We start from the raw sequence: 12,867 nt of genomic DNA on the forward strand, positions 1-12,867 counted from the left end.
CCTGCCTCACTCACATCAGGCACAGCTCAAGCCCTCTCCAGAACACGGTCGCCGACAGCGGGCACTATGGCACGCCCCACCGACAAAAACACTGCCGCGCGGCTCGCGAGTGTTCCCTACATCGAAAACGGCACAGAAGCGCGTTACACTTGACCCATAGGACGCCACATGGTGATTAGGTTGCGAGATCAGGATAAATTAGGTTTTTATCGCAAATGGCCGGACATCCCCCACCCGCACCGCGAAGTATCCGAACAGCGGGAAGCATGCAGGCGACTACGCGGCCCGCCGACATCGGTGGCCAGCCCGCGGGTACGGGGCGCGCACCCGAGATTATGAGCACCGTCCGCCGACGCATCGGATTCGTCCCGGCATGCGCAGGGAGCACGGTTTTGTTAGGGCCCTTGGCGGTCGCCATCCGGATCATCCCCGCAGGCGCAGGAAGTACCCGCGAGGCGGCGCGGACATCGCGCGCTGTGGATCATCCCCGCGGGCGCCGGGAGCGCGTCTTCGGGGGCATCAACCTGATCAAGGACGCCGGATCACCTCCAGCGCGGGGAGCACATCGCCGCCAACGGTCGAGGACTCGTCCGACTCAGGTCATCCCCCCAGACGCGGGAGCACGCCGGTCGCGGTCGCACGAACGTGCCGATTCGCGGATCATCCCCGCAGGCGCGGGGAGCACGCGCGGGTCGTTGCGCTGTTGTACGGCACGGTCGGATCATCCCGCAGGCGCGGGGAGCACTTCAGCGTGGTGAAGTCCGCGGTCGATGCCTACGGATCATCCCCGCAGGCGCGGGGAGCACGGCCTGGGCGGACTCTTCTTCTCGATCGCGGCCGGATCATCCCCGCAGGCGCGGGGAGCACATGGTGGCGTTGTGCACGGCAGCGCGTGAAACCGGATCATCCCCGCAGGCGCGGGGAGCACAACCTCTCCGCCGTCCTGCTCGCCAACCGCGCCGGATCATCCCCGCAGGCGCGGGGAGCACCCGGACGCCCGTCCTGCAGAGGTCGGGTGCGTCGGATCATCCCCGCAGGCGCGGGGAGCACGCCAGCGTGGGCCCTCGAAAACAGTCGGGGGTGCGGATCATCCCCGCAGGCGCGGGGAGCACCAACCCGGAGTGCCCGTTGCACTTCCCGAAGACGGATCATCCCCGCAGGCGCGGGGAGCACAGGAACTTCACCAGCTCCTCTTCGGTGTCGAACGGATCATCCCCGCAGGCGCGGGGAGCACAAGTCGCGCCGCGCCCAGGCCACGTCCGAGACCGGATCATCCCCGCAGGCGCGGGGAGCACGAGGAGGCCGCGGCCCGCGACGTCATCGCGCGCGGATCATCCCCGCAGGCGCGGGGAGCACGCCTTTGTCGCCCAGCCGTCCGTGGAGGTCGTCGGATCATCCCCGCAGGCGCGGGGAGCACGGCTCCCTTTGATCATGGGGGAGCCGGGCGCCGGATCATCCCCGCAGGCGCGAGGAGCACCGATGCCAACTCGACACCACGTCACGCGCCAGCGGATCATCCCCGCAGGCGCGGGGAGCACACCCCCAGCGACCTGGACGCCGGCCTGGACCGCGGATCATCCCCGCAGGCGCGGGGAGCACGGTCGGGTGCCGTGGCTGACAGCACCCCGGCGGATCATCCCCGCAGGCGCGGGGAGCACCCTTTTTGACCTGGGACTATACGCGGCTCCTTTGCCTTTCTGATTCACTTTCGCCCGGCATATCGCTCAGCTCGATCACTCCCGGCCGTTCCGCCGCCACCTGGCATCTATGCGCTGTTTCGGGTGCCGGGCGACGACGGACCAGTCCTGCTCGATGCTCTGCACCGGCATCGTCTGGTCACCGATATCGACGTGAGCCAGGTCGTCGGGTTTGTGTGGTCGAACGCCGAGTACCGGACCGCACCCGCAGCCGTAACCGGTGGCGAGGCCTCTTCGCTGCAGCCGGCTACACCGAGGACGGCCGCTGCGTCCCGCGTCCCATCGCGCCGCAGCAGCTGCACCTCGGATCGGTGGCCGACCGGCGCGACTGGACCGCGCTGGCCCGGCTGATGTCCACCCAGAACGCCGTCGTCCGCCGAATGCAAGACGCCGCCGAACGCGGCATCGCCGCAACCAGAGAACACAGCCGCGCGCAAACCGGCTGGCGGACATGCGCGACTTCTACACCTACCTGATGCGTGAACTGCCCGCAGTCATCGACCGCTGGCGGCGCTGACAGAACCGACACGTAGTGCCCCGCCCCGAAAGACAGCGTGATCATCCCGGGGGGGGCGTGGTCGCCTTAACGAGTTTCAGCTGTCCCATCCCTGCTCGATGATGCGTGCCAGTTCGTCCAGGTGCCGCCTGGCTTCCACAGCGGCTCGGGGATCGGCGGCTTCGAACAGTCGCTCGAGTTCGAGGAGCTTGGATTGCGCCTGGCTCGCGGCCAGCTGTGGGGCTGGGTCGTCAGACCTCATCCACTCCTCGCCCCACAGGGCGGACCCTGTCTGACTGATGGCCGAACGGAAGATCAGTTCCTCCACGGTATCCGCGGCCAGGGCGAGTTCTGTGGACCACGACGTCAATAGCGCGACGTACCGTTCGTAGACGACCGGCCGCCATTCGTCGATGTTCAGGTGTGTGCCTGCGTGGGTGACCAGCCACCGGCGAACGACGGCGTCCAAGATGGGCGTACCGGCATGCTTGGAGGACGAAGCGGCGGTGACAAAACGCAGGTACTTGGTACCGAAAGCCACGCCCAGGTACCGCAACCGCTTGTCGGCGAGATCGCGGAACGCGGCGACTCCGCCGTGCTCCAGCGCAACGCGTGCCACTTCCGCCAGCCGACTAGCGGCGTGGGCATTTTCTGCCAGCACACGCGCTGTACGCCAAGGGCCATAACCGACCGGCCCGTACCCCCAGATCATCGCGACCAGGAACGCCCGTTCAGCGCCCTCTGCGGTCACAGCGTGAGCTGCGTGGCGTGTGGCCTCGGCGCGATCAATGCGTTCAGGCAGGGCGCTGATGAACGAGTGATGCTGCGGGAAGTGCTTGAGCCACGATCCACGCGACCAGCGGGAAGGGGGCTGCGGCGGTTCACCACGTTCCCGCCACCGCTGAACGGCGGTGATCAGGGCGAATGGAACTGATGCCATGGACGAAATGGTGGCCTCCTTTACGCCTGCGTTCGCTGCTGGTCCATGGTGGTCAAATCTCGTCGAGCAGGTTGCGCCGGGTGATCGGCGGGATCTCCACCGTCCCTGAGGAGGAGGTAAAGCACGCCTTCGGCGTCGCAGTCGACCGAGCCGTAGGTCGCATGCGTGACATCCTCCGGCGCGCAGTCCTGGCACGTCTTTGCCTTGCCGCGAGACCAGAGCCGCTCTGGTCGTTAACGTCCAAGTCTGCGATCGATGCCGTGTTCACCGACGATGCGCAACGCGTCACCTGGCGGGGGCGTTGACGGGCGCGGCTGGCCGAACTCGGGATCGAGTACGCCGCCGACCGGGCTCGCGTCGCCGTCGATTCCTGTCATGGGACGATCGGTAGGCATCCGTGGCCACGGTCAGCAGTCGCTCCACGGATACACCGCGCTGAACCTGTCGTACGCATCGTTCAGGTCCTCATCGCGGGCAATACGGTCCACCAAGATCGATGATCCGGCGACCAGGCCGGCGGCGTCGAGCACCCCGGCGACCGCGTGCACGATCGCCGCGTACCGAGCTGGTGGTACGTCGCGGGGCAGCCGCACCCGAAAATCACGCGCTTCCACCTGATCAACGATGCCTGTAGCGGACGAGCGACACCGATGCCCCGGTCGGGTGGCTGCAGATCGGACGTCGCTCCGATCCAGAGACGGTGCGGGCCCCGGCGCTCTGCTCCGCGACCCGCCTGACTACGACAGGCCCGCCGGATATCGTGCGAACAGCCGGCGCACGCCAGCTCCGGCACTGCCATCCGGCTGGAGGTTCGTTGAGATGCGGTGGCCCTTCCGCAAAGCCCGGCACCAGCCGGCGGACACCTCGGTCAGCATCGAGGAGGTCAGCAGGTGCAAGCCCGACCAGTTGCGGACGAAGGTCGGGCTGCCGTACGCCAAGGACCCGGCGATCTTCGCGGCAGGCGACTTCACTGACATCGGGCTCGACGGCGTCGACGCGCTGAACGTGCCGATCGCGCGTCGGTTCTCCTCCGTCGCCGGCATGTTCCAGGCCGCGCTGGCCAGCGTGGAGTGGCGCGAGCGGAGCAACCGACGAGGCGAAGGTCCCCCCACGCTGTTCCTGCTGATGTCCGAGCACGCGTTCCGCGCCCAGAAGGCCGAGAAGCGGTTCCGCTACATCGTCGACCGAGCACAGACCTGTCACTTCTCGGTCGTAGTCGTATGCAGCTGGATGCGGCCGCTGGAAGAAACCTGGTAGAGCGCGCTGCTCAGCCGGTGGCCGAGCTCTCCAGCGGTTCAGCGGCGGGGCTGATGAGGGCCGGGGTGATATCGCCGCCGCTGCGGTCGACAACGTGGACGCGATGCCCTAGCCGGGCCAGGAACTCGCGGAAGCTCGCGCAGCCGTAGTTGGCCTCGTCGAACGCCGGGTCCAGCGTGACCATTTTCGACTTCACCGCTGAGGCGGTCAGGACCGTGGAAGCGGTCTGGCCCATGGCGGTCACCAGCAACTCCTCGGCGTCGGCGAGCCGATAGCCGGGCTGCCCGGTCGGGATGGAGGAGTTCGGCCGCGCGTCGGTGCTCGCGACGATCGAGCCCCACAGCTTGTATTCCGAGCACACCGACACCAGCCGGGCGCTGGCCGAGGTCTCCGCGCCGACCGTCATCCGGATGTCCGCGCCGTTCTTGCGGGACGGCCCGTGCCCGAGCTGCACCAGGTCGACACCGTTGCGCTCGAGCGCGTGCTGGTAGCGCCCGAAGCGCGGGTTGGTCCAGCCGGCATAGGCGCGGCGGATGGTGGTCGGCCCGTACGCCCGGCACAGCCACATGATCGCCGACCGGCACCACGCCTAGAAGACCTTTCGTTACAGCCCACCGAGGATCGATGATCTGTGAGTTCTCCACCGCATTTCTGGTCAAGGTCGCCTCTCGGACCAAAGCGGCGATCAGTGACGCAGATGCCGCAGGGGCGATCACAGCGGTCGGCGGACTCGACGAACCGGTCACTGACCAGCAGTGATCGGTCAAAGGAGGTCCCGTGTCGCCTCGCACTGCCTCAGGTTGAGGATAGTTGGTCGATGGGGCAGGCTGGGGTCATGGTCGAGATGAGTCCGTCCGCTGCGCGCGAATTCTGGAAAGCGTTGATGGATAACGCATCCGCCCTGGTCACTGATGCCCATACTTTGTTGGCCGCTGGCTCGTACGGGCGCGCTCGCTCGTTGAGCGTCCTGGCGCAGGAAGAGCTCGGCAAGGCCCTCTGGATCTACGAGGACTTCTCTTTCAGCTGGAACGAAGGCGATGACAGTCCTCGTGTAGTGGACAACCTTACGCAGCACGGACGTGATCACACGATGAAGTACCTTGAAGCTGTCGTATTCGGCGACGAGCTTGCCGAATTCTGGGGAGATTACAGCCGAGTTCGCGAACTGGGTGCCAGCCACGATTCGTGGGAAGAGGCATATGCGCAACGTCAACGAGAAGCCGAGCTTGCTGCCCGCGAGGCCAATGCCGCTAAACAGCAGGGTTTCTATGTCGACCGGGCGAAGGACGGATCCGTGCTGTCACCTACCGCACTCCCGGCCGGAACGACCGAAACAGATCTTCAGACCGCGGCGCAGGTGATCGAGATGCTGCTCATTCGCGATCACACTCGGATGAAGCACGACGCCAAGACACCGTATGACAGCACCCATGAGCAGCAGTTTCGGCTGCTTCCCGTAGCTCATCCAGAAGACTGGGCAGCGTTCCAGGACGCGAGGGTCAGAGAGGAGCGCCACACGGGAGAAGCAGCGGCGCAGGTAGCCGAGCCCTCCGGGCCGAGACCAGAAACCCCACCTGACCAGGCAATTGATCCCGCTGCCGAGTCCTGACTTTAGCATCTCGGGTTCGCCGTGAAGATCCCAGGCAGGCTGCGAAGCCGTGAGCATCTGCGGCCCCAAGTGCATCGGTTGCCGGCTGGGACTCAACGTGGTCGATCGCACCGCATCTGGGTCGTCATCACCCGGAGACGTACCACATCTCCGGCCTCCGGCCCGAGCGGCGCGGAAATTGAGATACCCGATGGCACACTCGGCTCCATGAAACAGCGGTCCCGGCCGGGTGGACCAGAGCCGCGTTCGGGGGAAGCCTGCGCCCGGCGTCTCGTCTCCGCTTGCCGGTAGCGATACAAGGTGCCAGTCGGTGCCCGGATGTTCGGCAGGTTCGGGGGGCCGATGTCCTGCCGGACTCCGGGCATCGGCCCTTCATCCATCTCGGCGATCTCCGACGCCGGACGTCATCACAGCTGCCCCGGGCCCTCTTATCTGATGCTGAGGTGATCGGTCCGGCACGCCCCCCGACCGTCCGATCACCACAGTCCGGCTCGGCGGCATAACGCCCCCCGTGTGCCGCCGAGCCCTCATCTGCGTCGTCGGCCCTCCCGAATCGCGGAGGAGTGCAACCCATCACACGCCAGCAGTAACAGTCCAGGTCGACAAGCCGACACAGGCCCTTCCACGCCTGGCAGGCATGATCCAGTGGTGTGTCGTGTTACAGAACATGGCCGGGGAGACGACATCCCTGTGAAGTACTGCGAGGAGCGCAACTATGGGAACCGACCGGCAGGTGCTACTGCACGCAAGTAGCCGCGCGGTCCACATCGACAGCGAGGTGCTGCGATATTCCGGCGTCACCGTGCAGCGCGTCGAGAACGGAGAGATGGTCGGGCAGTCATGGATCCCGCTCGGCGCGGATCCCAGCTACGCCGACGACGAAACACTCGTCGCGACGTGGCACGCGGCACTGCGATGGAGCCAGATCAGCGACGACGCGCCCAGCGGTGCGGCGACGACACCCCTGCTTGACAGCTGACGTCAAGAACCCGCACGATACGAACAAACGTTCGATAATCTCGGGTTCGCCTGTGCCTTCCCCGCGGGTGTCTCCGGTACGCGCACCTGGTGCTGGAGGTGATCAGAGTGCCGTGGCACATGTCGCCCTTCATCCGTCACGGGCACGTTCCTGCGCCGCCCGGGTGTTGGGTAGGGCTCCGGGCGCCCGGAGCCCGGTCGTGAGCGGCGACGCGCCGCGACTGCTGGTGCTGTGGTGCCCGGACTGGCCCGTGGTCGCCGCGGGTGCAGCGGCCGGAACGCCGCCGCTGGTCCCGGCTGCGGTCTTCTCCGCGAACCGGGTGGTGGCCTGCTCCGCGGCCGCGCGCCGTGATGGAGTCGGGCGGGGCATGCGCCGCCGGGACGCGCAGTCCCGCTGTCCCGGCTTGGTCGTGCACCAGCATGACCCCGGCCGGGACGCCCGGCTGTTCGAACCGGTCGCCGCGGCGGTCGAAGCCCACGCCGTCGGAGTCGAGGTGGTCCGTCCCGGCATCGTCGCCGTGCCCACCGCCGGGGCCGCGGGCTACTTCGGCGGTGAAGAACCCCTCGCCGAACTCCTGATGGACGAGGTCTCCGCCAACGCCGGCGTCGAATGCCAGATCGGGATCGCCGACGGCCTGTTCGCCGCCACCCTCGCCGCCCGCCGCGGCACCGTCGTCCCCGCCGGTCGATCCGCCGCCTTCCTGGCGCCGCTGCCCGTCTCAGAGCTCGACCAGCCCGGCGACGACCGCGGCGAGCTCGTCGGCCTGCTCACCCGCCTCGGCCTGCGAACCCTCGGTGACTTCGCCGCACTCACCGAACGGGACGTCGCCGGCCGCTTTCCGAAGGACACGATCACCGCGCACCGCCTGGCCCGCGGCCTGTCGCAGCGGCCGCCGCTGCGCCGGGCGCTGCCGCCCGAGCTGGCGATCACCGAACGATTCGAGCACCCCCTCGCCCGCGTCGATGAAGCGGCGTTCATCGCCAAGACGCTCGGCGAGCGATTCTTCACCGGGCTCGCACGGCACGGCCTGGCCTGCACCCGCCTCCGCCATCCACGCACTCACTGAAGTCGGCGAAGAACGAACGCGTGTATGGCGCTGCGCCGAACCGCTCACCGCACGTGCGACTGCGGACCGAGTGCGATGGCAGTGCGAAGGCTGGCTGACCCGCCCTGACGACCGGCCCACCGCCGGCATCGTGCAACTCCGGCTCGAACCCGAGGAGGTCATCGGCGGGCAGTCGCTGCAACTGCAGCTGGACTCGATCGGCCAGGACGTCGACGCCGCTGAACGCGCCGCCCGCGCCTTCGTCCGGATCCAGGGCCAGCTCGGCCCCGACGCGGTTCTCACGCCGGTTCTAGACGGCGGTCGCGGCCCGGGTGACCGTGTCCGGCTCGTTCCGTGGGGCGAGCCCCGGGAAGTGACGCAGGAGGATCAGCCCTGGCCGGGGCGGCTGCCGGCCCCCTCACCCGCGCTGGTGCCGCCTCAGCGACAGCATGTACAGGTCCGCGACGCCGTCGGAGACGTCGTCTTTTGTGACGATCGCGGTGAACTGACCTACCCGCCTGCCGTGATCGTTGTCGGCGACAAACCCGGCCGTCGCGTAATCGGCTGGGCTGGCCCCTGGGTCTACCGGGCATCGGCCACCGATCCGCAGCGCCACAGCCGGATCCAGGTCAGCCTCGAACCCGGCAGTGCTGATGAAGGCGATGTCGCTCTGCTGCTCAATGGCACGGTGGGAACTCGGCCAGACTGGTACGTCGAGGGAATCTACGACTAGCGGACCTGATCGACGTACCGCGTAGACGACGCGCCTCGCCGAAGCGCGTGGATTGCAGAACGTGGATCGAGAACCGAGCTACAGTGCTTTTGACACTTAAACGGTAAAACGCTAAAACAGCAAAGCTCCCAAGCGGAACTCGGCGGGGCTCGCTACCGCGAACGAACCCCGCCGAGCGATGCACACGGGATGACCGGTCAGTGCGGGTACAGGTTTGACAGCCCTGTGAGTACCAGCACCAGGAGGGTCACGAGCCGGGTTGCCGTCACGGTCATTGTTCCCGAGATCGTGACGGTGATCCGGTTCTTTTGTGCATCATCTTGCTGATCCCGGTCGAAACCCAAGATCAGTTCACCTTCCTTCCGAACACCGCCGAACTGATGCTCGACGTGGAGTTAGCCAGGTTCGGAGTGCTCCCGCGGCTAAAGCACGAAGCACCACGGGTTGGCAGATTCAAGTAGACCTGTCCCGGCCGGGCGACAGGCGGTGCGACACGCCCTCATTTCGGTTCGTGATTGCCCCACCGAGGCCAGCACCGCCGCAGCCTCCCCGAGGCCATGTCGGCCCTCTGCTCTGCTCCGTTCGGGAACTCCAGCGGAGGAGAACTCGTCTCAACACCGTCGAGGAACCGCGTTGGGCACCCACCGTTCACCTGATCCGAGCTCCAATATTCCCCGTGCGGGTGGCTTCACCGGGATGGCGGATTAGCGTCGGTCGCGCGAGGTTACTGATGATCAGGCGTAGCCGCTGGGGACGCGGCTACGGTGAGGGGATCAGGGGAGCGGAGACGCGGGGAAACGTCACCGCCGCACGCGGGTCGGGGCACCACAGGTGTCCCGACCCGCTGCTCTCTCTCGGATCCCGGACACCGCTGATAGCCACCGGAGCACCGCCGTTTCGGTGCGGCAGCCCGAGATCTTCCCGCCACGGCCGTCGTAGAATCGACATCGCCGGGTCCGCTCGGGAGCGGGCAACTATCAGCTTGAGGCGGTGACGGTCTGGTCGCGGCCGCGGTCCTTCGCCCGGTAGACGGCGTCGTCGACGGCCAGCAGCACCGTGGTTAGGTCGCCGCCGTGGTCGGGGAACATCGCTGCGCCGACCGAGGCCGTCAGCCTGATCACGACAGCTTCACCGGTGCGGCGGTCGACCCCCCGGATGGCGATCGCGGCGATCGCGGCCCGGATCCGCTCGGCAGCTGCCCGCAGGTCAGCGGGGTCCAGGCCGGGCAACAGGACCACGAATTCCTCGCCGCCCCAGCGGCCGGCCAGGTCCGGGCCGTGCCCGCGCACGCAGCCGCGCACCACGTCGGCCACCGCGCGCAGCACGGCGTCGCCGGTCAGGTGCCCGAACCGGTCGTTGATGTCCTTGAAGTGGTCCAGATCCAGCAGCAGCACCCCGACGTGGTCGCCGAGGCGGCGGGCGCGCTCGAGTTCGCGTTCGGCCACGTCGTGCCACCAGGTGGCGTCGGCGAGCTGGGCGTAGGTAATGTCGATGTGCTCGTTCCACTAATAGTCAACACCCGACGCTTTGTACACGTACACGCGCAAGAAGATGCTCAAGGAGAAGGAGCGGAAGCCGAGCAAAAACCGGCCACGACGATCGCCGGGATCGACCGCTTGACTTCAGAAGCGTGCCATCAGTGCCTCGCAGACCCGGTCGCCCAGCGCGAGCCGGGTCGGGTCGGTGGGGCGCTCGGGAGTGGCTTCGCCGAGCGGCGCGGTGGTCGACGTTTCCAGGTGCACCCGGCCGATCCCTTGCTCGTCGTGGGTGTCGGAGACCAGCAGCATCCGGGTGGAAGCCAGGTCCACCGACATCGCGGGGAACCCGGCGAGGGTGATCCGCGGGTTGCGTGGGTCCCATACGGACAGGGTCGAGGCAGGGTCGATCTTGAACCTGAAGTCGAGGTTGCGGTCCGCGGTGGTCCCGAGGCACTGGTTCCCGGTGTAGGCGACTCGGCCGTCCTGGCCGGTGGCCGTCTTGATCGCGTCGGCCAGCAGTGTGCAGGCCAGGTCCATTCCGTCCGGCGTGGCGGCCGCCTTCAGGATCGCCGCGCCGCCGGTGGGCACGGGGATCTGCTTGTGCGCGCGGCAGTCCGGCGGTGGCACCGCGGCGATCAGGCAGGCCGGGTCGGCGGCGGGCTCGTCGGACTGGTCCCCGGGGATGCCGAGGCTTGCCGGTGCGGGCGGGACGGGCGGGGGTGGGCCGCCGAGCAGCGCCTGGATCTTGGTGGCCACGTCGGTGAGCCCGTCGCAGCCTCCGCGCAGCGTGGCCAGCGTGGTGGTGCCGGTCGGGGCCCAGATGAGCACGCACGTGCCCTGGTAGTCGGTGAGGCGAGCGGGGACGGCGCCGAGCTGGACCGGGACTCCCTCCTCGGGCACGGTGCCCAGGGTGAAGGTCAGGCGCCGGCCGGCGAAGCGGTAGTCACCCCACTCGCAGTCGTCTGCCTGGGACGGATCACCGACCCGGGTGTCCCGGATGGCGTCCATGGTGGTGTCGGCCGGTGCGCGGCCCAGCAGCCGATCCAAGGGTTCGCAGGCTCTCCAGCGGGTTTTGGGCTCGTGTCCGGCTGCGAGCGCGGCGACGTTGCCGCGGAGTTTCGCGGTGATCGACCGCATCGTGGGACGTGCGATGTCGCATTGCCGGCGGTAGTCGGCGCCGCCGCTCACGGTCAGCCAGATCGCCCTGGTCGGTGACAGCGGGACGGCGAGCTGACAGTTCACGGGCGTGTAGCCGTGGCTGGCCGCGGGTTGGTAGCTCAGGTAGACCCGTAGGCCGTTTTCCTCGTAGAGCTGCGACCGGTAGCGGGTGAAGTGGTTGATCCCACCGCCGATCTCGACCGTCATGGTCTGCTGGTGCTCCAGGGTGAGTTCGCAGGCGTGCGGGCTGGTGAGCGTGCCGGGCGAGGACAGCAGCACGCACGGATCCAGCGCGCGGACCGCCCAGTCCGCCTGTTCTTCCCAATTCACCGGCTTGGTCGGAGCCGGAGCGGGGACGGGCGGTGCGGCACTGCAGGCAGCGAGAGTCAGCATCAGGAGCAGTGCCCAGGCGCGCATGGCCCAAAACTACTAGTCCAGTCGGGGACCGGTCCCGGTCGATCAGCCGTGAGCTGGCCTCGACGCCACCGTTCACCTCCGCGGCTCGCGAAGCACCACCGAGCGAATGCTCGACGAAGCCAGGGCTCGGAGTGCTCCCTCGGCTGCAGCGGTGGGCGCTCATCCTCGTACCCGCTGTCACCGATCAGGGTGTTGACCAGCACAAACACAGCGAGATCGGCACAGCCGGGTTACCGTCGAGCCAGGCGATGTTCCCTCGACCTCGGGAGGCCGGCTATGGCTGCACGTGCCTCCTCACGGGTGCCCGACTGGATCACACCGATGCTCGCCAAGCCCGACGGCGGCCAGCTGCGAGCTGGTCCCGAGTGGGCGTATGAGTACAAGCTGGACGGCTACCGGGCCTGCATGCAGATCGCCCCCGACGGCACCACAGTGCTCACCAGCCGCAACGGCATCGACTTCACCCACGAGTTCGCCGACCTCGCCGGCGTCCTCGCCCCCGCCCTCGACGACCGGGCCGCGGTGCTCGACGGCGAGATCGTCGTCTACAACGACGCCGGCCAGATCGACTTCGGGCTGCTGCAGGAACGCCGCGGCCGCTACCAGACCTACCGCAGCTCCCCTCGCCGCGACGAGCCGTTCGACGACGTTCCCGTCCGGTTTCTCGCCTTCGACCTGCTACAGCTCGGCACGAAGTCCCTGCTGCGCCAACCGTACGAGGAGCGCCGTGGCCTGCTGGCCGGGCTGGCGATGCCTGATCCGTACCGGATCTCGGTCGTGCGCGGGTTCACCTTCACCGAGCTGGCCGCCGATCGCCGCACCCCAAAGGACCTGCTCGACCACGTCGCCGCCACCGGACATGAAGGACTCGTCGCCAAGCGCTTGAGCGCTCCGTACGTACCGGGCAAGCGCCCGGATTACTGGTGCAAGCACGCCCTGATCCAGACCGCCGAGGTGATCATCTGCGGGTGGCGAATCTGCGAGCAATTGCAGTGAATGCACGATGGTCCAGCCGGCCTGCCCTGAACCTGCCGCGACCGTAGCATCTGCCACGGACA

Annotated in this window: 13 protein-coding genes and 1 CRISPR repeat array; of the genes, 7 read left to right on the plus strand and 6 right to left on the minus strand. The window is 67.8% G+C overall.

Annotated features, from left to right (window positions below):
- Positions 1 to 777: 777 nt before the first annotated feature.
- A CRISPR array of direct repeats spans positions 778 to 1,658; the repeat unit is 29 nt; unit sequence CGGATCATCCCCGCAGGCGCGGGGAGCAC.
- Between the two features lie 490 nt (positions 1,659 to 2,148).
- Positions 2,149 to 2,214, plus strand: coding sequence for a hypothetical protein (locus QRY02_RS48950; RefSeq protein ID WP_502874282.1), 66 nt, complete (start codon positions 2,149 to 2,151; stop codon positions 2,212 to 2,214).
- A gap of 76 nt (positions 2,215 to 2,290) precedes the next feature.
- On the opposite strand, the gene QRY02_RS31225 is transcribed toward QRY02_RS48950, so the two are convergent.
- Together QRY02_RS31225 and QRY02_RS31230 are read right to left on the minus strand one after the other, a co-directional pair.
- The gene (locus QRY02_RS31225; protein ID WP_285986402.1) at positions 2,291 to 3,133 is read right to left on the minus strand and encodes an 8-oxoguanine DNA glycosylase OGG fold protein; all 843 of its coding nucleotides are present in this window, start codon (positions 3,131 to 3,133) and stop codon (positions 2,291 to 2,293) included.
- A gap of 407 nt (positions 3,134 to 3,540) precedes the next feature.
- On the minus strand, positions 3,541 to 3,747 hold the full coding sequence (locus QRY02_RS31230; protein ID WP_285986403.1) for a hypothetical protein: 207 nt from the start codon (positions 3,745 to 3,747) through the stop codon (positions 3,541 to 3,543).
- Positions 3,748 to 3,952: 205 nt separating this feature from the next.
- Here QRY02_RS31230 and QRY02_RS31235 point away from each other — a divergent pair, with 205 nt between their 5' ends.
- Positions 3,953 to 4,390 carry a hypothetical protein gene (locus QRY02_RS31235; RefSeq protein WP_285986404.1) on the plus strand — a complete coding sequence of 146 codons (438 nt, stop codon included), beginning with the start codon at positions 3,953 to 3,955 and terminating at the stop codon, positions 4,388 to 4,390.
- 10 nt (positions 4,391 to 4,400) lie between these two features.
- Here QRY02_RS31235 and QRY02_RS31240 read toward each other — a convergent pair whose 3' ends face one another.
- A complete protein-coding gene (locus tag QRY02_RS31240) occupies positions 4,401 to 4,958 on the minus strand; it encodes an NYN domain-containing protein (RefSeq protein WP_285986405.1) in 558 nt (185 codons plus the stop codon).
- 267 nt (positions 4,959 to 5,225) lie between these two features.
- Here QRY02_RS31240 and QRY02_RS31245 point away from each other — a divergent pair, with 267 nt between their 5' ends.
- The 4 genes from QRY02_RS31245 (at position 5,226) to QRY02_RS48960 (ending at position 8,756) form a co-directional block, all read left to right on the plus strand.
- Positions 5,226 to 5,999 (plus strand): AbiV family abortive infection protein, encoded by a 774-nt coding sequence (locus QRY02_RS31245; protein WP_285986406.1) that lies wholly within the window; start codon positions 5,226 to 5,228, stop codon positions 5,997 to 5,999.
- A 715-nt stretch (positions 6,000 to 6,714) separates the two neighbouring features.
- The gene (locus QRY02_RS31250) at positions 6,715 to 6,978 is read left to right on the plus strand and encodes a hypothetical protein (protein WP_285986407.1); all 264 of its coding nucleotides are present in this window, start codon (positions 6,715 to 6,717) and stop codon (positions 6,976 to 6,978) included.
- Positions 6,979 to 7,177: 199 nt separating this feature from the next.
- Complete coding sequence (locus QRY02_RS48955) at positions 7,178 to 8,044, plus strand: DNA polymerase Y family protein (protein WP_502874145.1); 867 nt, start codon at positions 7,178 to 7,180, stop codon at positions 8,042 to 8,044.
- Positions 8,045 to 8,174: 130 nt separating this feature from the next.
- Positions 8,175 to 8,756, plus strand: a complete 582-nt coding sequence (locus tag QRY02_RS48960) for a hypothetical protein (RefSeq protein ID WP_502874146.1) — start codon at positions 8,175 to 8,177, stop codon at positions 8,754 to 8,756.
- A gap of 197 nt (positions 8,757 to 8,953) precedes the next feature.
- Here the strand turns inward: QRY02_RS48960 and QRY02_RS31260 are convergent, their stop codons facing one another.
- The 3 genes from QRY02_RS31260 to QRY02_RS31270 form a co-directional block, all read right to left on the minus strand.
- Positions 8,954 to 9,100, minus strand: coding sequence for a hypothetical protein (locus QRY02_RS31260; protein ID WP_285986408.1), 147 nt, complete (start codon positions 9,098 to 9,100; stop codon positions 8,954 to 8,956).
- A gap of 633 nt (positions 9,101 to 9,733) precedes the next feature.
- The gene (locus QRY02_RS31265) at positions 9,734 to 10,249 is read right to left on the minus strand and encodes a GGDEF domain-containing protein (RefSeq protein ID WP_353069608.1); all 516 of its coding nucleotides are present in this window, start codon (positions 10,247 to 10,249) and stop codon (positions 9,734 to 9,736) included.
- A 129-nt stretch (positions 10,250 to 10,378) separates the two neighbouring features.
- Positions 10,379 to 11,809, minus strand: coding sequence for a hypothetical protein (locus tag QRY02_RS31270; protein ID WP_285986409.1), 1,431 nt, complete (start codon positions 11,807 to 11,809; stop codon positions 10,379 to 10,381).
- 276 nt (positions 11,810 to 12,085) lie between these two features.
- On the opposite strand from QRY02_RS31270, the gene QRY02_RS31275 reads away from it, so the two are divergent.
- Complete coding sequence (locus QRY02_RS31275) at positions 12,086 to 12,805, plus strand: ATP-dependent DNA ligase (protein ID WP_285986410.1); 720 nt, start codon at positions 12,086 to 12,088, stop codon at positions 12,803 to 12,805.
- Positions 12,806 to 12,867: the final 62 nt, after the last annotated feature.

This window comes from Amycolatopsis sp. DG1A-15b (assembly GCF_030285645.1).
Classification (GTDB): domain Bacteria; phylum Actinomycetota; class Actinomycetes; order Mycobacteriales; family Pseudonocardiaceae; genus Amycolatopsis.